Below are 20,240 nucleotides of genomic sequence, written 5' to 3'. Positions count from 1 at the left end.
AAAGGCACCGCTTGGCCTTCCTGAATGGACCAATCATGAAAGCACTCGTATTTGGAGGGCCCGGAAAGAAGTCGTGGACCGACGTTCCGGACCCTCGCATCATCACCCCCACTGACGCCATCGTCCGCATCGACACCACCACCATCTGCGGGACCGACCTGCACATCCTCAGAGGCGACGTCCCGGCCGTCCAGGAAGGACGCGTTCTCGGGCACGAGGGCGTCGGAACGGTGACAGAGGTTGGCTCTTCAGTCGCCGGACTAAGGACCGGAGACCGCGTTCTGATCTCCTGCATCAAATCCTGCGGCCACTGCAGCAACTGCAAGAAGGGCCTCTACTCCCACTGCTTGGGAGAGGAAGGCCAAGCCGGAACCGGCTGGATCTTCGGGCATCTCATCGACGGCACCCAAGCCGAGTACTTACGCGTCCCCTACGCAGAGAACTCCCTGTACAAGCTGCCCCACGGGGTCACCGACGACCAGGCCGTCATGCTTTCGGACATTCTGCCCACTGCATTCGAAATCGGAGTCCAAGCCGGGAACATCAAACCAGGCGACGCCGTCGCCGTCGTCGGCGCCGGCCCCATCGGCCTGGCAGCAATGCTCACCTCAGGACTTCACGGTGCCGCTACGGTCATTGCCATCGACCGGGACGAGGGGCGCCTGGCCAGAGCCCGGGAATTCGGCGCAACCGAACTCGTGAACCCGGACAAGCCCGGGTGGATCAACGACGTCATGTCCTACACCGACGGCGCAGGGGTGGATGTGGCCATCGAAGCGGTCGGCATCCCTGACACCTTCGAGATGGCCTTGCGGCTCGTCCGCCCCGGCGGGAACGTGGCCAACATCGGGGTCCATGGCAAGCCGGTCGAACTGCGCCTACAGGACCTCTGGATCCGCAACATCAACATCAGCATGGGTCTCGTCAACACCAACACCACCGCGATGCTGCTCCGTCTCGTGGCCCAGCACAAAATCCCGGCCGAAAAATTCGCGACCCACCATTTCGCCCTGGGACAAATCATTGATGCCTACGACACCTTCTCCAAGGCAGCGGAAACACACGCCCTGAAGGTTGTCCTCAGCCGGGAATCCCACCACTAGGCAAACAGAAGGAACAACGTGGCCCGGATCCTCACCAAAGGAAGGGTCTCGTGCGCCTGAGACTGATTCACAGCGGGACGGTTGTCTCCAATGCGGGACGGGTTATCAGCGTCGGGCAATGGATATTGAGCAGCACGTGTTGGGCCACCGAACCGAGGAGTACGCGGGCCCCGCCCCGTCCTTTGCAGCCGATGGCCAGCAGACGCGCATGAGCGCTGGCGTGGAGGAGCGCTTCGCCCGGTAGGCGTCGGAGGTCCAGGATCTCGCGCGCGGCCAGGCCAGGGTATCGCCCGGTCAGGCTCCCAACCGTTGCGGAGAGCAACATGCGCCCGTCAAGCCCGGGTTCCGGAGGTGCCCCGTGGACGAGTCTTTTCGAAGATGAAGAAGCAGGTCCGGCTTCGGCGCCGGCATGGACGACCACGAGTTCCTGACCCATCCGCCGCGCTTCGTTGATGGCGAACTCAACCGCAAGCCCGGAATCGCTGGAGCCATCGACACCAATCACGACGCCGGACGCCTCTCCAGACCGGACTGAAGGGATCACCGCGACGGCAGGGATCACCGCGACGGCACAATGGCTGAGGATGGCGATTTGAAAACTGACCGATCCGAATCCTTCGCCGTGGTTGTCGGGCCGCCGGTCGGTTCCCACGACGACCATTTCCGCGACCGCCGAGAGCTTGCGCATCGTCTCGGAGGGCTCTCCGGCGCTCAGGGTCATGACCACGTCCAACCAAGGAGTCAGCCCCGCGATCCGGGCCGACTCGCTGTTCAGCAGGTCCTTGCCCTCGGCGATCGCCTTCTCATGGTGGGCTTTCTCCGGGAATGCCCACACTTCTGGAACCACGTGAACCAAATTCAGCTGAAGGCCAAGATTTCGGGCGCGTTCGGCCGCCCAGTCCGCAGCGGTGCTGCCCACCGAGGCGCCGTCGACCCCCACAAGGATCTGTTTCTTCATGAATACACGCGCCTTCCAAGAAGCCGCAGCACTGTCTCTTCAGTGTTATCGGCCCCTGCTGTGACCCACTAGGGCCGGAAGGCCCTCCTTGGGAACAGGAGCGCGGGATTATGCTCTCTCAAAGAGTGTCACGTCCTGTGACCCCGCGCTGTGAGGCCGTCCTGAAGGGGCATCGGCATGCTGATCCTTGTACTGAATCCCGGTTCCTCATCCTTGAAGTACCAGCTGCGCCGCATCGGAGCACCCGGGACGAAGCCGGATATCCTGCTGGATCGTGTGGTTGACGGGCCCCAAGAGGGCGGCTTTGGTCCCGATTTCCTTGGCGCTGTCTTCGACGAGGTTGACGCGACGACCCGGTGCTCTTCCGGCGCAAATCGCGTCGACGCCGTCGGTCACCGTGTGGTTCATGGCGGGGAACGCTTTAGCTCCCCTGTCCGCGTCACCCCGGACGTTATGGGGGTCATAGAGGGACTTGGCGAGCTGGCGCCGCTTCACAACGCGGCGAGTGTGGCATGCATGCGCGCCGCGGCAGCGCGTTGGCCGGACACGCCACAAGTAGCCGTGTTCGACACAGCGTTCCACCATACAATGCCTGAACATGCCTCCCGCTACGCAGTTCCCGAGGGCATATACACGAGATATGGGATCCGGCGCTACGGATTTCACGGGATCTCGGTCGAGATCGCATGCCGGGAAGCGGCAGCGTTCCTCGGAACACCACTGACTTCCTTCAACGCCGTCGTGGCGCACCTTGGCAATGGCTCCTCCGTGACCGCCGTCAGGAGCGGGCACAGCGTCGACACGTCCATGGGCTTGACCCCTGTGGCAGGGCTGGTGATGGGAACCCGCTGCGGGGATCTTGATCCATCCGTTGTCATCCTGATGCAGCGCCGCGGCCTCAGCCTGGACGAGGTGGACCTGCTCCTCAACCATCGGTCGGGCCTTTTGGGGCTTGCCGGCTCATCAGACATGCGCACCGTCCAGGATGCCGTGCAACGCGGGGATCCCAAGGCTGTCCTTGCCTCCGACATGGCCGCCTACCGGCTGGCCAAGTACGTTGCCGCCTACAACATGGTTGTCGGCGGGGCCGGAGCATTGGTCTTGACAGGTGGTATCGGTGAGCATTCCGTCCAGTTCAGATCGCAGGTGATGTCGCTGCTTGGGCCTCTCGGCCTCTATATCGACGAGGACAGGAACCAGGTGGAGGGCACCGGCATCCGAAGCATTAGTACCGCCGGATCAATGTTTCCCGTGCTGGTCGTTCCCAGTGACGAGGAGCGGGCCATCGCGGAGGCAACGGCCGCCGTCCTTCTTTCACAGGCTCCAGCAGATCGGGCCTGAACAACCCCGCTGGTACCAACGGGTCGCGGCTACTGAGCCCTAAGCCGCCGACGCAATGGACGCCCTGGCAGAATCCCGGCAACAGGCGCGCTGAAGCGGGAGGCGCGACGAGAGATGTGGTGAGTTTCCGGGCGACGGCGGACGGGCGTCGACACACCCGGCAACTGCTGAGCGGCGCGAGCGAAGAACCAGCTCTTGGCGAATTCCACCATGACCATATAGATAACGATCATTCCCAGGACCGCCAGGAAGAACGGCACCGGCAACAGGTCGAAGCCCAACAGGCCGGCAAGCGGTGATAGGGGCAGGAAGATCCCCGCGGCCACCACTGTTAGGGACGCACTTAACAGGCCAATCGAGGGACGGCTTCTCAGGAACGGAACCCGCCGCGTCCTGATCGCAAAGATAATGAGAGTCTGCGTGGCGATGGACTCGATGAACCAACCGGCCCGGAACTCCCCCGGGACGGCGTTGAAAACAAAAAGCATGAGCGCGAAAGTCGCAAAATCGAAGATTGAGCTGATCGGCCCGAAGAGGAACATGAAGCGCCGGATAAACCCGATGTCCCAGTGCGATGGTGCCAGCAGCTGTTCCCTGTCCACGCGGTCGCCTGGGATGGCCAGCTGGCCGCTGTCGTAGAGCAGATTGTTGAGCAGAATCTGGCCCGGCAGCATCGGCAGGAAACTCAGCACAACCGACGCCGTGGCCGCGCTGAACATGTTGCCGAAGTTGCTGGAGGTTCCCATCAGCACGTACTTGATGGTGTTCGCGAAGATCCTCCGGCCCTCCATCACGCCCTCGGCAAGGACACCAAGGTCTTTTTCCAAGAGCACTATGTCGGCAGCGTCCTTGGCGACATCGGTGGCGCTGTCCACGGAGATCCCGATGTCCGCCTTGTGAAGGGCCAGGGCGTCGTTGACGCCATCGCCCATGAAACCCACTGCACCGCCGCTTTGCCGCAGCAACGTGATGATGCGGCCTTTTTGCTCGGGCGAGACGCGGGCAAAGATGGTCGCTGCCCGGGCTGTGGCAGCCAGATCTGTATCGTTCATGGCGTCGATGTCAGCACCGGTGAGGGTCCCGCCGGACATCACGCCGAGCTCGGAGCATACTTTTTCGGCAACTTTGGCGTTGTCTCCGGTGGCGATTTTCACGGAGATGCCGAGCATGGCCAGTTGGTCCAGGGACGCTTTCGCATTCGCCTTGGGCCGGTCGAGGAAGACGAGGAAGCCTGCCAGGACCAAGTCCTTTTCGTCATCGGGAGTGATGCTACTCAGCCCCGTCGCCGCGCGGGAGGCCACCGCGACGACGCGCGATCCGGCGTCGAACTGTTCGTCCAGCATCGCCTGCACGTTGGACGCCGTGGGTCCGCAGAGGGCGAGCACGTCTTCGGGGGCGCCCTTGGTGACCAAGCGCGCCGGGCCGCCGGCTTCCCGCACCAGCACGCTGGTTCGCCGGCGCAGGTGGTCGAAGTCGATTAGGTCGAGGCGCTCAAAACGGGCCGGATCAAAGACCGCCGCACCCGCGCTTTCCCAGAGGGCGGCATCGAGCGGGTTTTGCCCGGCCGTGGACAGTTTGGCCTCGGAGTAAGCGGTTTCGGTGGCCAGCAAACCCAAGGTGAGGAGTTCGACGTCGGACACTTCCGGGGAGGCGGGCAGCGCGCCAGTGAAACTGATGCGCCCCTCCGTGAGGGTCCCGGTTTTGTCGGTGACCAGGATGTCCATGTCGCCCAGGTCCTCGATGCAGACCAGTCGCTTGACGAGGACCTTCCGCCGGGCCAGTTGGCGGGTGCCGGTAGCCAGGCTCGTGCTCACGACGGCGGGCAGCAACTGCGGCGTGATGCCGACGGCGATTGCCAGGGAGAACAGCAGCGACTCGATGAGCGGGCGCTGCAGCAGCAGGTTCGCGACGAAGATCAGCGTGGTGAGCCCGATAGCCACTTGCAAAAGCAGGAACGAGAACCGTTTCAGCCCGAGCTGGAATTCGGTCTGGGGCTGCCGCTCCCCCAGGCCCAGCGCGATCCGGCCGAATTCGGCGCGGCCACCGGTGGCCACCACCACGCCAGTGCAGCCGCCGGACTGGATGACGGTTCCCATGAAGACGCAGGATGCGAGGTCGCCGAGGGAGGACGCGGGCGCCACCGGGGCCGGATCCTTGCCAGCCGGCAGGGACTCCCCCGTCAGGATGCTTTCGTCGCAGAGGAGGTTCTTGGTGCTCAGAAGACGGATGTCGGCGGGGACGATAGCGCCCAAACTCAAATGTACGACGTCGCCTGGCACCAAAGCGGTCACGTCCACATCCTGCGTGGTCCCGTCGCGCAGCACGGCGGCGCGGTGGGTCACCCGGGAATGCAAGGCTTCGGAGGCCCGTTCGGCGCGGAATTCGTTGGTGAAGCCCAATCCCACGCTGATTAGGAGAATCCCGCCGATCACGACCGAATTCGTGGCATCGCCCAGAAAGAGGGAAATCCCCGCCGTGATAATCAGCAGGATAAGGATGGGGCTGGCGAACTGCCGGCCCAGCACCGCCCATCCATTGGCCCGGTGCGTCCGCACGGCGTTCGGCCCGAGCTCTGCAAGACGCGCCGCTGCTTCTTGGTTTGTCAGGCCTGTGAAGGTGGAGGCCAAGTGATCCAACACCTTGTCCGGGGGGATACACGCGGCCTCTGTAATCGGCAGCTCGATGGAACGCCGCGCCTGGACCTTGAGATCTGACATGCCATATCCGTTCGAATACATCGCCGGAGGGACTCGCCCTTGGGATAAGGGTACGGCTTGGGGCCCGGTGTTTGGGCGGCCAGGAGAGGATTGTGCCTGAGGTTCGAGCGGATGTGAGTGGCCCACCATACCGAACTCACCATCGCTTCGAACTCACCATCCCGGACGACCTCCCGGCATAGGGCCCTATGGCCCTAACCGCTCTGCCGTGTATCTGACACCGTGAAAGACCGGCACCGCAAAGATCAGACAGTCCAGGCGCCAGAAACGCGTGCACTCGGCACGCCGTCGACCCCGGAAGAGGCAACCAGATGGAAACAACAGCCGTCGTCCTGGAGGCACGGGGTGAGGACTTTGAGCTGCTGAACCGGTATTGGTCCGCGGCCAACTACCTCACGGTGGCCCAGATCTACCTCCAGGAAAACCCCCTGCTGAGGGATCCGCTGCTAACCAGCCACATCAAACCGCGGCTTCTGGGACACTGGGGAACCAGCCCCGGGCTGTCGTTGATCTATGCCCATTTGAACCGGCTGATCAGACGAACCTCCGCGGAGGTCCTCTTCGTTGCCGGTCCGGGCCATGGTGGTCCCGCCGTCGTCGCCAATGTCTATCTCGAGGGCACCTACTCGGAGATCTATCCGAAGGTGGGGATGGATGTCCCCGGGCTTCGGCGACTAGTCCGGCAGTTTTCCACGCCGGGCGGGATCGCGAGCCATGTAGGCCCTGCCACTCCCGGGTCCATCCACGAAGGAGGCGAGCTTGGCTATTCCCTCATGCACGCCACGGGCGCGGCCATGGACTATCCCGGGCTGATCGTCGCCTGCGTCATCGGCGACGGCGAAGCCGAGACCGGCCCATTGGAAGCATCCTGGAAGGCGCCATCCTTTCTCAATCCGGCCCGGGACGGTGCGGTGCTGCCGATACTGCATTTGAACGGGCAGAAGATTTCCGGCCCGACTGTCCTGGGCCGCAGATCCGACGAGGATGTGGAAGCGCTGCTCAAGGCCCACGGATGGGACCCGGTGACCGTCTCCGGCGACAATCCCGGGCACGTCCACCGAGCCCTGGCCGCGGCGATGGACGAGTCTTATGGGCGCATCCGTGAACTGCAATCCAAGGCGCGTAGCCAGGGCGTGCATGGCCCGGCGCGGTGGCCCGCCATTATCCTGCGAACACCGAAAGGGTGGACGGGCCCGGCCGTGGTGGACGGGCTCCCGGTCGAAGGAACCTTTCGTTCCCATCAGGTGCCCTTGGCCAACGTTCGAGAGAATCCCGAACACCTCGCGCAGCTGGAGGCCTGGATGCGCTCGTACCAGCCGGAAACCCTCTTCGACAGTGGAGGCCGACTCGTCCCCGAATTGGCAGCACTTGCCCCGGCGGGAAGCCTTCGCATGAGCGCCGTGCGCGCGAGCCGTGGCGGTGCCGGCACTGCCCTGGAGATCCCCGACTTGGAACGGTACGCGCTGCAGCCGGCGCCACGAGGATCGGTCATCCATGAGACCACCAGGCCGCTGGGGGAACTGCTCCGGGACATCTACATCGCTACGGCCAACGATCCCCGGTTCCGGCTCTTCTGCCCGGACGAAACCAACAGCAACCGGCTCGGGGCTGTTTTCGAGGCCACCGACCGCTGCCTCCTGGAACCCGCGAGGGAAAGTGAGCATGCACTGGCTGAAGACCACATCTCAGCGGGAGGCAGGGTCATGGAGGTCCTCTCCGAACATCTCTGCCAGGGCTGGTTGGAAGGATACTTGCTCACGGGCCGCCATGGACTCTTTGCCAGCTATGAGGCCTTCGCGATGGTGAGCGCGTCGATGACCATCCAACACGCCAAATGGCTCCAGCACGCACGGAAACTTCAATGGCGAGCAACCGTCCCGAGCCTGAACATCCTGTTGACCTCCACCTGCTGGCGCAACGACCACAACGGCTTCAGCCACCAGGGGCCCGGACTGATCGACACAGTGCTGTCCCTTTCAGGGACCGTCACCCGGGTCTACCTGCCACCGGACGCCAACACGCTGCTCGTCACCGCCGAACACATCCTGCGAAGCAGGGACTACGTGAACCTGGTGGTCGTCGACAAGCAGCCGCACCCGCAGTACCTGACGCTCGAGGAGGCCAGGGAGCACGCTGCGGCCGGAGCGTCCATCTGGTCCTGGGCCGGGAACGAGGACCCGGCCAGTAAGAAGGAACCCGACGACGCCCGGGCCAGGCCCGACGTCGTCATGGCCTGCGCCGGAGACATCCCCACCCAAGAGACGCTGGCAGCAGCCTGGCTGCTGCAAAAGCACCTCCCTGCACTCACGGTCCGCGTTGTCAACGTCATGGATGCCATGGTCCTCCCACCCCGCGACACCCACCCCCACGGCCTGTCCGTTGAGAAGTTCGGAGAACTATTCACCGAGGACGGCGAAGTCATCATGGCCTGGCACGGCTACGCCCGAGCACTCCACCAACTCCTGCACGGCCGTCCCCGCCCGGAACGGTTCCATGTCCGCGGCTACAACGAACAAGGAACCACCACCACACCCTTTGACATGGTGGTCCTGAACAAAATGAGCCGCTACCACCTGGTCCTCGAAGCGCTGCGACGCGTCCACCGGCAAGTCCCGGGCGCGGATGAACTCGTCGACTTCTGCCGCACGCAGCTGGATGCACACACACGATACATCCGCGAACACTTCGAAGACCTCCCCGAAATCCGGGACTGGACGTGGACACCGCCCCTTCCCTGACGCCCGAAATCGAATCAGAGGTATGCTCATGTGACCCAACAGCCAGGCCCGGGCCAACTGGCCTGCAGCAGACCGATTCCCGCATCGATTCCGGGCGGTCGAGCGCTGAGGTAATGCCCCACACGGGAACTGAACTGGGCAATATCCTCGTTGGTGTGATTCAGGAATACCGGGCCAAAAGGTGATTGGACCATCATCGACGGCGACGCCCTGGAAATCGAAGAATCGCAGCTCACCCGGCGAAATCGACCCCGTGAGCAGAGGACCAGAATCCGAGGTGCTTTCCGGGTCAATTCCGAGATCCGCAACAGCCTCAACGGGTTCCTGCGATGGATCACCTCGATGTTACTTCCGGTCATTGGGTTGACTGCGTCCACTGTCGCTATTTCCAGTCTCTCCCCCCGGGTATTTAGTCACACCTCCGGGTCTTTCGGCCCTATGGCTGGCGAACGGCGGTCAATAGGCTTCAGAGACGCGGCCGACCTTCTGACCGGTCCTTGTGCCTGATCCAGGAAACGATGTACACGACATAGGAGCAAACATGTCCCTCCCAAGCATGGATACGGGCCGCGTGGATGGCGGGCTGCACGTCACGGACGAACTCAGCCAGGAACAGTGCTGGGAACTTCTGCGCTCATACACCACCGGCCGTTTCGGTTTCGTTCAAGAAGGCCGGATCATGATTCTGCCCGTGAATTATCTCGTCGACGGCCAGTCCATCTATTTCCGCACATCGGAGGACGGATCCATCAGCGAAGCCGTCCCGTCCCTCGAGACTTCGTTCCAAATCGACGATTCTCGCCCCGCCCGCAGCGAAGGATGGTCCGTCCTGATCAGTGGCCCAAGCTCCCGCGTTGAGGACCCTGACCTCTTGACCCGTCTCTGGGGGAAGAACATGGCCGAACCTTGGGGCGGCGGAGCGAGGTACCTCTTCATCCGGATCCAGGGATACAGGGTCACCGGCCGCCACGTGCATCTCGGGTGAGCCGGAACCGCGCAAGGCCAACCTCATTAGCGGCAGGAGACGATGGACGCCACGGATGAAATCATTGTCGGACATGACGGGTCCGCCGAGGGTGGACCGGAGGTCCATTGGGCGGGCCGGAGGTCCATTGGGCGGGCCGCCAAGCAGTTCTGCGAGACTGCGCGACTGCGCGCTGCATCTGGTCGCAGCACTCTGTGGCCGGCACTCACGCACGATCTCTACCCTCGGGTGGCCCCCGAACATCTGAGAAACCTCTCATCCGGAGCTGGATGTGGTTGGCATCGACGTCGACAATTGGGAAAAGCCGCTCCGTAGTTGGGAACCAGGGCCACGGACTCCGTTCGGGGCACCATCGGTTCAACCACCCACGCTGTGCTTCTTCACGCCCGTTGCCCGGTGCTGTTGGTGCGTCGGCCCAGCCCATGTCCGCAGTGAAACAGGGATGCTCAGTACAAATCGCTAGGCGTCAACTCGTCGTTTTCCGGTCCCCGGTGAATGCGCCGGCCGGTGATGAATGTTGGGACGATCTCGACGAAGACCCTCTTTTTCGGAGAGGTCAGTTGTTGGCGGGGAATTCTTTCGGCGGCTTCAATCTCGGCGCCGGACTCCAACTGTCGTGCAGTGCCTTTAACCACGACGCTCCAGACGGATTGGCTGGCGAACCCGTCGGTCTCAAGGGCGACTTTGTCGTTGATCGTGAGCGCGAATAGCTTTTCTCCTGGATTCGTGCGGAGGAGGATCTTTCCGTCGTGGGCGACGAAGTTGATCGGATAGATCTCGGGTTCGTTGGCGATGCTCAATGCCAACCGCCCCAACGTTGCACCCAAGAGGATGTTCCAGCATTCTTCCTCGTTCAAGACTTCTACTGGGTCCACGGTATCCGGTGACATGGTCCGTCCTTTCGATGATCGGCGCTCCAAGCCTTTTCAGCACGCGCGTGGTAAGCGCCCTCAGATAGGGCCGTTGGACCCGTGTCTATTCGGCAACAAGCTTGTAGCGTCGTTTCCAGGGAAGGCTTCACCCACCCCCAGGTACGCCTTTCATCGAAAGAGGCCGTGATGCTCGTAATAAGTCAAATGGATGCTGGAATGCCGGAGCCCGGAATCTATTTCCAGTGGGGCGATTTCCTGATCCAATTCGGCAATCTGGTGGTCATTGCCACCATGGTCGTGCTATTCATTCTCGCCTTGGTTCTTCCGTTACCAGGCCGAAGGAGCCGGAAATGACCGCCGGCCATTCCCCGGGTTCGACTGCTGACGGCGGCGCGCCACGCTTCTCCACCTGGACAGGAAAAGCCCGCGGGTGGGCCCTGCGCCGGCTCCCGCCGGACAAGCTGCTTCCGGAAGGCCAACCGAGCTACGTCTCGTCCTGGATATACGTTTTCGGCATGGGCGCTGTCGCCGCTCTCGTCTACATCATTGGATCCGGCGTCGTATTGGCATTGAACGGTCCCAGCTGGTTCCATGTCTCCGTTCTCGGCCGCTTCATCAACAGCACCCATCTGTGGAGCGTTGAGCTGTTCTTCATGTTCATGGTGATCCACCTCTGGGGCAAGTTCTGGATGGCCGCCTGGCGGGGCGGTCGCGTGCTGACCTGGATCACCGGGATGCTCGCGTTTGTCGTCTCGATCGTCACTGCCTTTACCGGATACCTGCTTCAAACCAATTTCGACTCGCAATGGATCGCTTTCCAAGCCAAGGACGCCCTCAACGCCGTCGGTCTAGGTGCATGGTTCAACGTCGCCGACTTGGGCCAGCTACTCATGTGGCACATCACGCTCCTCCCTCTGGCCGTCGCCGTCGTCGTCGCCCTCCATGTTGTGCTCGTCCGGATGCACGGGGTGGTGCCGCCATTGGAAGCTGCGGCATCCGACGCCCAGCTGCGCTCAACGGCATCAAACCCGGCCACCGAGAGCGAGAACCAGAAATGACCAAGTCCACAGCCTCAGTCTCGTGGCGCACGCGGGACGACATCGCCAGCAGGCCATGGCCCGGCGCAGTGCGCGATTACGACCTGTTCAAGGAACTTGCTGTCGGGCTGGTGGTTGTCGGTCTGCTGGTCCTGGGACTTTCAGCGGTCTTCAGCTCGCCGGACGACCCGAGTGTGACCCTCAAGTCATGGGCCCAGGCCCAGCCCGCGGATTTCGTGGCAACAGCCACCACGGAACTCGGCGGGACCAGCCGCACTGCAGGGTATGGACCACCCTACAATTCAACCCCCGATGCCTCGCAAAAACTTGGCCCGATCGATCTGCAGAGCCTTTCAGGTGTGCGGCTCCCGATCAACACAGCCAACGACTTCGTCATCAGCCCGCTCCAAACGCTACCGACACCCCCGGCGGCGATCGAGGAATGGTCCAAGGCAGGCGACGCCCAACACACCGTCTGGACGACCGCCTACACGGACGCACTCAGCAAAGCCGCGGACAACGACCCGGCGAAGGTCCCACCCGGCGACTATGGCCCGGTCCCGGCCCTCACCGGGGCACTCCTGGCCATGGCACAGCAAGGGACCCTTGATCCAGTCCTGAGCGCAAAGGGTTCGTTCTATAACACCGATTACAAAGCCAGCATTCTGTTCCTCGGTGACGGCACATACTTTCCCGGCCTCGCCGACGCCCAGCACCTGACTGGCGACCAGTGGGGAATGATGAATGAAACGGGAAACTATCCCGGCCAGTCCTGGCTGTGGCTCTTCTCGGCCCTTTACCAAGTGGAACCTTTCAAATCATCGCCGAACGCCGACGTCCTCGTTGTGTTTAGCATGGTGGCCCTGACGCTCCTCCTGACCCTGGTGCCGTTCATCCCCGGGCTCAGGTCGTTGCCCCGCCGCATCCCCGTTCACCGGCTGATCTGGCGGGACTACTACAAGCACCGCTAGTCCCGCCGGCGATCACTTGAAGTTCGCCGCGTCGAGCGCGGCCTGCAACGAGTTGAGGTAGCCCTCGCTCGTGTAGGTTGCGCCTCCCACCGAGTCCACCTTGGCTGATTGACTCGACAGCACTTCGGATTTGAGCATCGGCACGGCCTGCTGGTCGATTTCGCCGGAGAGGGATCCGACGTCGGTGAGCTGCAGCGGTACCACGTCGGCGATCTTGCCGCCGGAGATGACGGCCTGGACTTGCACTGTGCCGTATCGCGTCTGGATCTGGCTACCGTCGAAGGTTCCGTCCTTGCTTCCCGCAGTGTCGGGGCCCGGAGGACCGGCGCTGGTGCCGGCCGCCGTCGGGCTATTCGGTCCGGAGAGCGTTCCGGCGCCCGACGGCGGATTGGCCGCTTTCGTCGTGACGCCGCCGGATACGGAATCACCCTGGTTTCCGGCATGCCACCCGATGAGGAGGACGGCGGCGGAAGCGAGGCCGGCCAGTACGGCGCTCCGGGCTCTCACCAGCTGAACCTTTCGTAGTGGATCCGGAACCGGGGGACGCCGGCCCGTTTCGCGTCCTCGACTACCAGGTCGGTCCAGTCGCGCGGACCGCACACGAACACGTCGGCGTCCCGGACATGGGGGACGATCGTGGACAGGCTCATACGGTGGCTGGCCTCCCGGGCCGGCAGCCAGCTGTCGTGGCCCCTCTTCGGCCGGCGCCCCAGCAGGACGTAGAGCGTTGCAGATTTCCGGGTGCACAGTTTCTGGAGCTCGCGGTAGAGGTAGAGCCCGTTCTCGTCCGGCGCCCTGACAATCACCGTCATCTCGCCTGGCCCAAAATCGCCCTGCTCAAGCAACGAGATGATGGGGGTAATTCCGATGCCGGCTCCGACGGCGACCGCCCGGCGGGTGGTGCGGGCCCGGTCCGTAAAGAGTCCGTAGGGTCCTTCGATGCTCACCCTTGTGCCGATCCGGAGGGTACCCAATCCGGCGGTTCCGCCTCCCAGCTCACGAACAGTCACTTTCAGGCGAAGGACGCCCGGGGCCGCCGAGAGCGAGAACGGGTGAGCATGCCACCAAAGCCCCCGCGACCAAAAGCGCCAGATGAAGAACTGGCCGCCGCGGACCCGCAGGTTCGCAAGTAATCGTCCGGTCATCTCGATGGAGTACACCCCGGGCGCCTCAGTGACAACATTGCTGACTCGAAGGTCGTGCCGCAGAGTCCGCAACACCGGAATGATGAACCGAAAGATAAGCAGTGCCGCCGCTACCCCAAAGTAGAGGGCCAACCAGTAGTAACGCGCCAACGTTCCATCTGCAAACAGTTGTCCGGTGCTGAACTGGTGCGGCAGGGCGGCGAGCACGGCGGCGTAGGCGAGGAAGTGGACCACATGCCACGCTTCGTAGGAAAATTTCCGCCGGACAACAACCAGTGAAGTGATCACGACGACCGCCAGCAGCGCATACCCCAGATATGCGACTTTCATGTCCGGTAACGAGGTGAACATGTCCCAGATCTCGGCGAACACGTTCAATCTCGCCGTCAGCGAGTAGCCGATCCAAAGCAGCACCACGTGTGACGAAATAAAGTAGAAGACCGGCTTACCCAGCCGCTGGTGGACCAGTAAGGCGCGGTCGTGGCCGAAGGCACGGTCAATGACAGGAAGCCGCGCTGCCAAAAGGAGTTGGATCAACATCAAGTCGGTCCCCACCAGTCCGGCGATGATTCCGACGGCGGTAAGAGCGCCCGGGACGGTCTTGAATTCCACCAGCCCGCTGTCTGCCAGAAACAGTGCCAGCACGAGCGCCACCGACAACCAGACGATCGTTTCCAACAAGTCCGCCAATCGGGCCCGCCGCAGATAGCGCGCCCGTTGCGGCATCCGCGGCTGGCCGGCCGTCCGGCCCGTTGCTCCAGCCCGGGCCGTCATCTGGTCTCTCCCGCGGTGGCACAAGGTACGCTCATGCCGTAATGCTAGGTTCGGGTTCTTAGAAAATTCTTCGAAATCTGGACAACGGGCCGCGAACCTTGGACCCGGCCGCGGACGTGTTCCCGGGATTTCGTCGGATCATCGGCAGGTGCACAATGATGAGCGCCCCGGATGGTTGGTTGCCGATTTCCACCCGGCCGCCGTGCTGCCCGGCCACTTCGGCCACGAGCGCGAGTCCGAGACCGTAGTGGCGCGGCGCCGCGCCGTCCCCCGCCGTGGCGTCGGCAGGCGCTGAGGTTGCAAACCGTTCGAAGGCCCGCATCTTGACATCGTCCGCAAACCCGGGCCCGTCATCGCGGACGGTGATGACAAGCGTCCTAACGTCAGCCGAGACCCCCACGTCTACGTGTGACCGCGCGAATCGGACGGCGTTGTCCAGCAATGCCACGAATAGCCGGCGCAGCGCCGTCGGTGCAGCGGCGATCTCCACTGGGCCTGCTATACCGCTTCGTTCAACCGTGACGCCGCGGCGGGCGGCCTGGACCGAAAACGACTCGACGACGTCGTCCGCCAGCGTCACGACGTCGACGTTCGTGAACTCGACGTTCCGCGAATCCGCAGAGATGAGCAGGTCTTCGAGCAATCGGGTCAGTGAGCGCGAATCTGCGATCATGGCGTCCACATCCGCGTTGATGTTCAGCATCGGTTCTTGCGGCGAAGAGGAAGCCATGCGTCGTTTCAGCATCTGCGCGCGCATACTCAGCAGGGTCAGTGGCGTGCGCAATTCATGGCTTGCGTCCGCGACGAATCGCCGTTGCCTGTCGAGCGCTTCGGCCATGGGCCTCATGGTGCGCCGCGCCAACCACACCGCCAGGAGACTCGCCAACACCACGGCTCCCCCGCAGGTCAGCAGCAGGGCAAGGACCAGCCGGTTCAGTTCCTCCAGATTCTCGTGGCGGTCGAACACCGCTTGGACTACCCGGGCTCCGGAATCGGCGGTACGGATGGTGTACGGACGGCCCCCTATCGACACGTCTTCTTGGGTGGCGATTCCGTTGGCGGCGACAGCCTCGATAGCCTTCAGATCCGGCAGCCCGGACGGCATCCCAGGGGACACCGTGACGGTGCCCTGGCTGGAGATCGCCAGCCAGGTTCCAGCCGGCGCATCAACGATCGAATCAACGTGCTCGGTGGCGGTGGTCAGAAGGCGTTGGGCTGCGGCGGCCTGGCTCGTGCTGACAATCAACAGCACCGATCCGGCAATCGCCACCAAAAGCAGCACCAGCAAGGCGCCGGTCTGCAGGGCCAGCCGCCAGGAGGACCGCTGCAGCTCGTCCTCGGCTTGACCCTTCATGCCAGCGTGCCGATCCTGTAACCGACACCATGCACCGTGCGGACGCTCCCCCGTCCCAGCTTCCGCCGGAGATAATGGACATACGTATCCACCACCCCTGCCTCTTCAGCGTTCGGAAAGACATACTCAAGAATCTCGCCACGCCCGAATACCCGGTTAGGCCAACGTGCCAGTTCCTCGAGGAGGGCGCTCTCCCTTTCGGACAGCACGACGACCGAACCGTCAGAACGGGTCACGCTGCGCGATTCGAGGTCAAAATGGCCGCCAGCGATCCGCAGGGTCGTCGCGGTGGCGATATGCCGCCGTCGCAAGGCACGCAACCGGGCCAGAAGTTCGTCGACGTCGAAAGGCTTCGACAGGTAGTCCTCCGCGCCGGCGTCCAGACCCTCCACCCTGTCTGCAGGATTACCCAATGCGGAGAGAATGAGGGCTGAAGTCTCGATGCCTTCCCTGCGCAATTTCGTCAACAGGTTCAATCCGTCCATGACCGGCAGGCCCCGGTCCAGAACCAGCACGTCGAATTCCCCTGTCAGGGCAACGTGAAGGCCCTTTTGTCCGTCCGAAGCGCTTGAAACTTCGTAACCTTCGCCAGCAAACAACTCCTCCAGCATCGCGCGAAGCTGCACATCGTCCTCGACCAAAAGAACGCGCGGCTTCATCTCATTCATAGTCGGAGTATAGGCGTCGGAGCTGGGGCCAACAGCGTCATTCGTGCAGTCTGAGCGCCTGAGGAGGGCAGAGCGCCACCGCTTCCTCTGCCCTGTATTCGAGGAGCGCGGGCTGCCATCGGCCATCTCTGGTTCTCGTTTGCGTGCCCTTAGCTCCCCCATAAGGAAAGGCTGCACATTGATTTAGGCACGGATGATTTACGCACGGATGTGAGCAGCCCGAAGGAAATCCCTCCGCGTTGAGCGGTGTCGTCTTTCTCTGCTATCGCGTTTAGTAGGTGGTGCCTCCTGGGAGGATGAGGGGTTTGGTGGGTTGTTGGTTGAAGTTGAAGTCCTTCACGAGGTCGCCGAGCTGGGGGTTGCTTTCGCGGACGCCCGGCCGGGGATCAGGGCGTCCGTCGGTGGCCGGGTCGAGTCGTTGCCCGTGGAGGAAGTCATCCTCAATGAACTTCGCGTAGGCATCGTGGCTGAGGGTTTGATGGTCGATATTGCCTTGTTTGGCGTAGGGGCTGATCACGATTCCCGGGACCCGCAGGCCATAACCGTTGGCATCCACCGCCGGAGGGGTGACGTGATCGTAAAAACCACCCCAGTCATCCCATGACAAGAAGATGGCGGTACTGTCCCAATCCGGGCCTGCCATGACCGCATTGATCAGCCCGGTCACGTAAGCCTGCCCGGTACTGACCAGCGCCGGCGGGTGCTCGCTCACGGCCCCTGTTGGGTTGATCCAGCTCACCGCAGGCAACGTGCCCTTCTTGGCGGCATCATAAAAGTTGGTCAGGGACTGGATATTGCCCAGTTCGCCGTCCTGTTTAACGGTGTCAAAGTACGGCAACGGATTCCAGATACCAGGCGTTTTAGCGTTCTGCGCCACCGGGGCGCACACCATCGCGGTGGCATCCTCGCAATCCGGCTCAGTCCCGTTGAAAACGTAATACGCCCAAGGAACGTTCTGTTTATGCAACAGGTAGGTCAGGTCCGTCCAGGCGTAGTCCGGAGGCGCCAACTGTTGAGCGGCAGCCAGCAGCTTTTGTTTGAGCGCCGCCGGGAGAGTTGCCTTGTCAATGGCAGCCTGGCAACTGGTGTAGGAATCCGCGCCCGCACAGTTCTGCGCGATAAGGGCGTGCAGTTGCGTGGCAAGATCCGGGCTGATCCCGGCCGCCGTCAGGGCGTCCTGGCAGGCCTTGTTTTGGAGCCCGACCCGACACTTCCCAATCAACGTGGACTTAATCGAGGAAGTGAAGTCCGGCGGGCTGCCCGGGCTTTGAAGGGCATTCACGCACGACGCCGGATCGCCCGCCTGACTGCATTTAGCGGACCACTCCGAAACCAAATACAGATGTTCAGGCAGGCTCCAGGACGCGTTGGGTTCGAACATGTGGTCTTGAAGAGTGAAATTCTTGGCATAGGCCCAGTAATTGGGAAGGTCCCGCCCATCGTGATAGCCCATCACGTCCGTTTGTTTCCCGCCCGCGCAGGCCGGATCGTTGGGTGCACAGTTCGTCGAGGCCTTCGCCGCTTGGGCGATGAAGCCGTCCATCTTCCCGCCGTCGATATCCGCAGTGGCGTTGCTCTGGCCGTGCGGGCCACCGCTGTTCCGGTCGGATGGATCGTAATACGGTTTCACGCAGGAACCATTGGCCGGATCCGGAACGCAGACAGTGGGTGAACCGTCCTGCATCGGTATCCCGTCAGCTCCGGGAAAAGTTCCAAAGTAACTATCGAACGAGCGGTTCTCCTGCATGATGACAATGACATGCCGGATCTTACTGATGCCTGCTGGCGCGCCGGAAGCCTTCGAGGAAACCGGGCCGCTGTTGATCCCAAAAACCACTGTGACAGCAACGAGCGCAACAACGACAACGACGGCCATCCCCGCGAGTATTCGGTGCCTGCCCACCCAGAGCCGGATAGGCCCGAACCAGCGTTGTCGCTTCCCTGTTTTTGAGCTGAACAATCCCATCGGAAGACACACCCCTCGAAACGGTGTCAGCACGCGATCCTGTTGACCTGCTCACCCTTGCACGCCCAGAACAGAAATGTGTTAAGGAATTGTTCGGATTGTGTAAGTTTTCGCCCATCGCCAGCACCTTATTCCCCGAATAGACAAGAAAGTTCACCGGCCCGTTCTCACGAAGAATTCGTGCAAAGCCAACATCGTGCTGGCATGGCCTAGGTGTTTTTGCCTTTGAGGATGAGCATGAGGTTCATGCCTGCGGAAACCTCCTCGGCGTTGTCGGACGCTTTCAGGTCCTCGGCGAATTGATGGACATCAGCGAGCTTGTCGCCGGTTCCGGGGCGAAGTTCGGTTGTCACCGCTACGGAGTGGCACAGAAACCTGAAGAGAACTTGAGAGATCGCTTGGGCGCTGAAGAATAATTCCCGGATCTGCCGCGGGTTCTCGTTTTCCCACCTCCGGCCCACAGATGGTGCCTGCCGGTTTTTCGTCAGAACCCAAGGCCCGGTGATTTCCGATTTGCAAGTGGTATGACTATGGGCGGGGTTTTCATCCGGAAACCCTTCAGAACGAGAGATATGGGCTGACATGTTCCGAGGCTGGCTTGTCGTGGGAGCTTTGCTCTTCGTATTTGGGGCAGCTGCCGGGCTGGGGATCGCGAGCATCTTCAGGGCCAAATGCGCGGCATGCCGTGGGGATGCCGCCGCCGTTACGGCCCTGGCCCTCGTAATGGTCGCCGTGGGGCTGGGCTGGGTTGCCACGGCAGCGGCGCCCCTCGCCCTTTTGCTCGGAGCTGTGTTCGCTTGGTTCGCTGGGAGAACCATCTTCCGAAAAGGCGGCCGGGAAGGCTCGGGGCGGTTCTCGGCGGCCTACAGTGCGGCAGTGACGGCCCTCTCGGGCTGGGTGGTTTTCTCCGCCTGGCGTGGAGGCGGATCGGCCTCCGATCACCCGGCCCACCAGTTAGGCATCATCCTTTGCGATCTGGCGGGCGTCGCGCTCATGGTCTTCGCGGCCGCGGGATGGTTGCTGAGTGCTTTCGCGATGCCGGCCGAGAGTAAATCCACCGCAGTACCACGGTTAACCGGTGTCCGTGAGGCGTTGATCGCAGCAGGTATCGCCTTGGCCTTCTACGCAGTGTCCTAGGGTCACGGATCCAGTTACGGACTCAAGAGCAGCAGTGTCGTGAAGTGCTATCAATCGAGGCTCGGTACCGGGCCCTTTGCTTCGTCTCCGGAATTCAGCACCGGGGACCAAGCCGTACCTACGCACGTGAGCGCAGTATCCCTGGAGATTTCGGGGCACTCGTCGTGTCGGCGGTGGAGATCCAGCTCTGCGCCAAATTCCGGCTCAAATCAGGCCGGACCACGCAGTACACAGAAGATACATTCATGCTCAGCTTCTGATCCCGTGATAATCGCTGGCCACGGAGGCCCGGGTCCACCCCCCAGGACTTGCGGTTTCCCACAGCCGGATTGCCCGCCGAGTCCGCTACCGTGACGGCCCTTTGCATCCAGTAGGAGCGAGAACGGGAGCCGCAACCAGGGCCCCCAACCCTGACCCTGCGGCCATCAACAGGTGTCCGATCACCGTGAGGGCTTCCTGGCAGTTCTGGCTGTG

Annotated in this window: 17 protein-coding genes; 8 read left to right on the top strand and 9 right to left on the bottom strand. The window is 62.5% G+C overall.

The features are described 5' to 3' along the window. Positions 1-35: 35 nt before the first annotated feature. Positions 36-1,103 (top strand): zinc-dependent alcohol dehydrogenase family protein, encoded by a 1,068-nt coding sequence (locus tag QRN04_RS04265; protein ID WP_284974919.1) that lies wholly within the window; start codon positions 36-38, stop codon positions 1,101-1,103. Positions 1,104-1,170: 67 nt separating this feature from the next. Here the strand turns inward: QRN04_RS04265 and QRN04_RS04260 are convergent, their stop codons facing one another. Further along, complete coding sequence (locus QRN04_RS04260; RefSeq protein ID WP_284974918.1) at positions 1,171-2,061, bottom strand: universal stress protein; 891 nt, start codon at positions 2,059-2,061, stop codon at positions 1,171-1,173. A 177-nt stretch (positions 2,062-2,238) separates the two neighbouring features. Here QRN04_RS04260 and QRN04_RS04255 point away from each other — a divergent pair, with 177 nt between their 5' ends. Then, positions 2,239-3,402 carry an acetate/propionate family kinase gene (locus QRN04_RS04255; RefSeq protein ID WP_284974917.1) on the top strand — a complete coding sequence of 388 codons (1,164 nt, stop codon included), beginning with the start codon at positions 2,239-2,241 and terminating at the stop codon, positions 3,400-3,402. Positions 3,403-3,431: 29 nt separating this feature from the next. Here the strand turns inward: QRN04_RS04255 and mgtA are convergent, their stop codons facing one another. Further along, positions 3,432-6,119 carry a magnesium-translocating P-type ATPase gene (gene mgtA, locus QRN04_RS04250; protein WP_284974916.1) on the bottom strand — a complete coding sequence of 896 codons (2,688 nt, stop codon included), beginning with the start codon at positions 6,117-6,119 and terminating at the stop codon, positions 3,432-3,434. A gap of 311 nt (positions 6,120-6,430) precedes the next feature. Here mgtA and QRN04_RS04245 point away from each other — a divergent pair, with 311 nt between their 5' ends. The 3 genes from QRN04_RS04245 (at position 6,431) to QRN04_RS04235 (ending at position 10,277) form a co-directional block, all read left to right on the top strand. Continuing rightward, positions 6,431-8,857 carry a phosphoketolase family protein gene (locus QRN04_RS04245; protein ID WP_284974915.1) on the top strand — a complete coding sequence of 809 codons (2,427 nt, stop codon included), beginning with the start codon at positions 6,431-6,433 and terminating at the stop codon, positions 8,855-8,857. Positions 8,858-9,398: 541 nt separating this feature from the next. Beyond that, positions 9,399-9,842, top strand: a complete 444-nt coding sequence (locus QRN04_RS04240) for a pyridoxamine 5'-phosphate oxidase family protein (protein ID WP_284974914.1) — start codon at positions 9,399-9,401, stop codon at positions 9,840-9,842. A 315-nt stretch (positions 9,843-10,157) separates the two neighbouring features. After that, positions 10,158-10,277 (top strand): universal stress protein, encoded by a 120-nt coding sequence (locus tag QRN04_RS04235; protein ID WP_284974913.1) that lies wholly within the window; start codon positions 10,158-10,160, stop codon positions 10,275-10,277. An 11-nt stretch (positions 10,278-10,288) separates the two neighbouring features. Here QRN04_RS04235 and QRN04_RS04230 read toward each other — a convergent pair whose 3' ends face one another. Further along, positions 10,289-10,732 carry a pyridoxamine 5'-phosphate oxidase family protein gene (locus tag QRN04_RS04230; RefSeq protein ID WP_284974912.1) on the bottom strand — a complete coding sequence of 148 codons (444 nt, stop codon included), beginning with the start codon at positions 10,730-10,732 and terminating at the stop codon, positions 10,289-10,291. Positions 10,733-11,064: 332 nt separating this feature from the next. Here QRN04_RS04230 and QRN04_RS04225 point away from each other — a divergent pair, with 332 nt between their 5' ends. Next, a complete protein-coding gene (locus QRN04_RS04225; protein ID WP_284974911.1) occupies positions 11,065-11,772 on the top strand; it encodes a cytochrome b N-terminal domain-containing protein in 708 nt (235 codons plus the stop codon). Next, complete coding sequence (locus QRN04_RS04220; protein ID WP_284974910.1) at positions 11,769-12,722, top strand: hypothetical protein; 954 nt, start codon at positions 11,769-11,771, stop codon at positions 12,720-12,722. Before QRN04_RS04225 ends, QRN04_RS04220 begins: the two co-directional genes overlap by 4 nt. A 12-nt stretch (positions 12,723-12,734) precedes the next feature. Here the strand turns inward: QRN04_RS04220 and QRN04_RS04215 are convergent, their stop codons facing one another. The 6 genes from QRN04_RS04215 to QRN04_RS04190 form a co-directional block, all read right to left on the bottom strand. Beyond that, positions 12,735-13,229, bottom strand: a complete 495-nt coding sequence (locus QRN04_RS04215; RefSeq protein ID WP_284974909.1) for an FMN-binding protein — start codon at positions 13,227-13,229, stop codon at positions 12,735-12,737. Then, positions 13,226-14,641 carry a ferredoxin reductase family protein gene (locus QRN04_RS04210; RefSeq protein WP_284974908.1) on the bottom strand — a complete coding sequence of 472 codons (1,416 nt, stop codon included), beginning with the start codon at positions 14,639-14,641 and terminating at the stop codon, positions 13,226-13,228. The genes QRN04_RS04215 and QRN04_RS04210 overlap by 4 nt, the downstream gene beginning before the upstream one ends. Before the next feature lie 58 nt (positions 14,642-14,699). Beyond that, positions 14,700-15,995, bottom strand: coding sequence for a sensor histidine kinase (locus tag QRN04_RS04205; RefSeq protein ID WP_284974907.1), 1,296 nt, complete (start codon positions 15,993-15,995; stop codon positions 14,700-14,702). Continuing rightward, a complete protein-coding gene (locus tag QRN04_RS04200; protein ID WP_284974906.1) occupies positions 15,992-16,663 on the bottom strand; it encodes a response regulator transcription factor in 672 nt (223 codons plus the stop codon). The genes QRN04_RS04205 and QRN04_RS04200 overlap by 4 nt, the downstream gene beginning before the upstream one ends. A 271-nt stretch (positions 16,664-16,934) precedes the next feature. Further along, complete coding sequence (locus QRN04_RS04195) at positions 16,935-18,539, bottom strand: alkaline phosphatase family protein (RefSeq protein ID WP_284974905.1); 1,605 nt, start codon at positions 18,537-18,539, stop codon at positions 16,935-16,937. 299 nt (positions 18,540-18,838) lie between these two features. Next, a complete protein-coding gene (locus tag QRN04_RS04190) occupies positions 18,839-18,982 on the bottom strand; it encodes a hypothetical protein (protein ID WP_284974904.1) in 144 nt (47 codons plus the stop codon). A gap of 250 nt (positions 18,983-19,232) precedes the next feature. Between QRN04_RS04190 and QRN04_RS04185 the strand changes: the two genes are divergently transcribed. Beyond that, positions 19,233-19,766 (top strand): hypothetical protein, encoded by a 534-nt coding sequence (locus tag QRN04_RS04185; protein ID WP_284974903.1) that lies wholly within the window; start codon positions 19,233-19,235, stop codon positions 19,764-19,766. The last annotated feature ends 474 nt before the right edge of the window (positions 19,767-20,240 follow it).

The sequence above is a fragment of the Arthrobacter sp. efr-133-TYG-104 genome (genome assembly GCF_030208915.1).
Lineage (GTDB): Bacteria > Actinomycetota > Actinomycetes > Actinomycetales > Micrococcaceae > Arthrobacter.
Note: the sequence above shows the minus strand (reverse complement) of the source record. Positions and strands in the feature narration are given on the sequence as shown.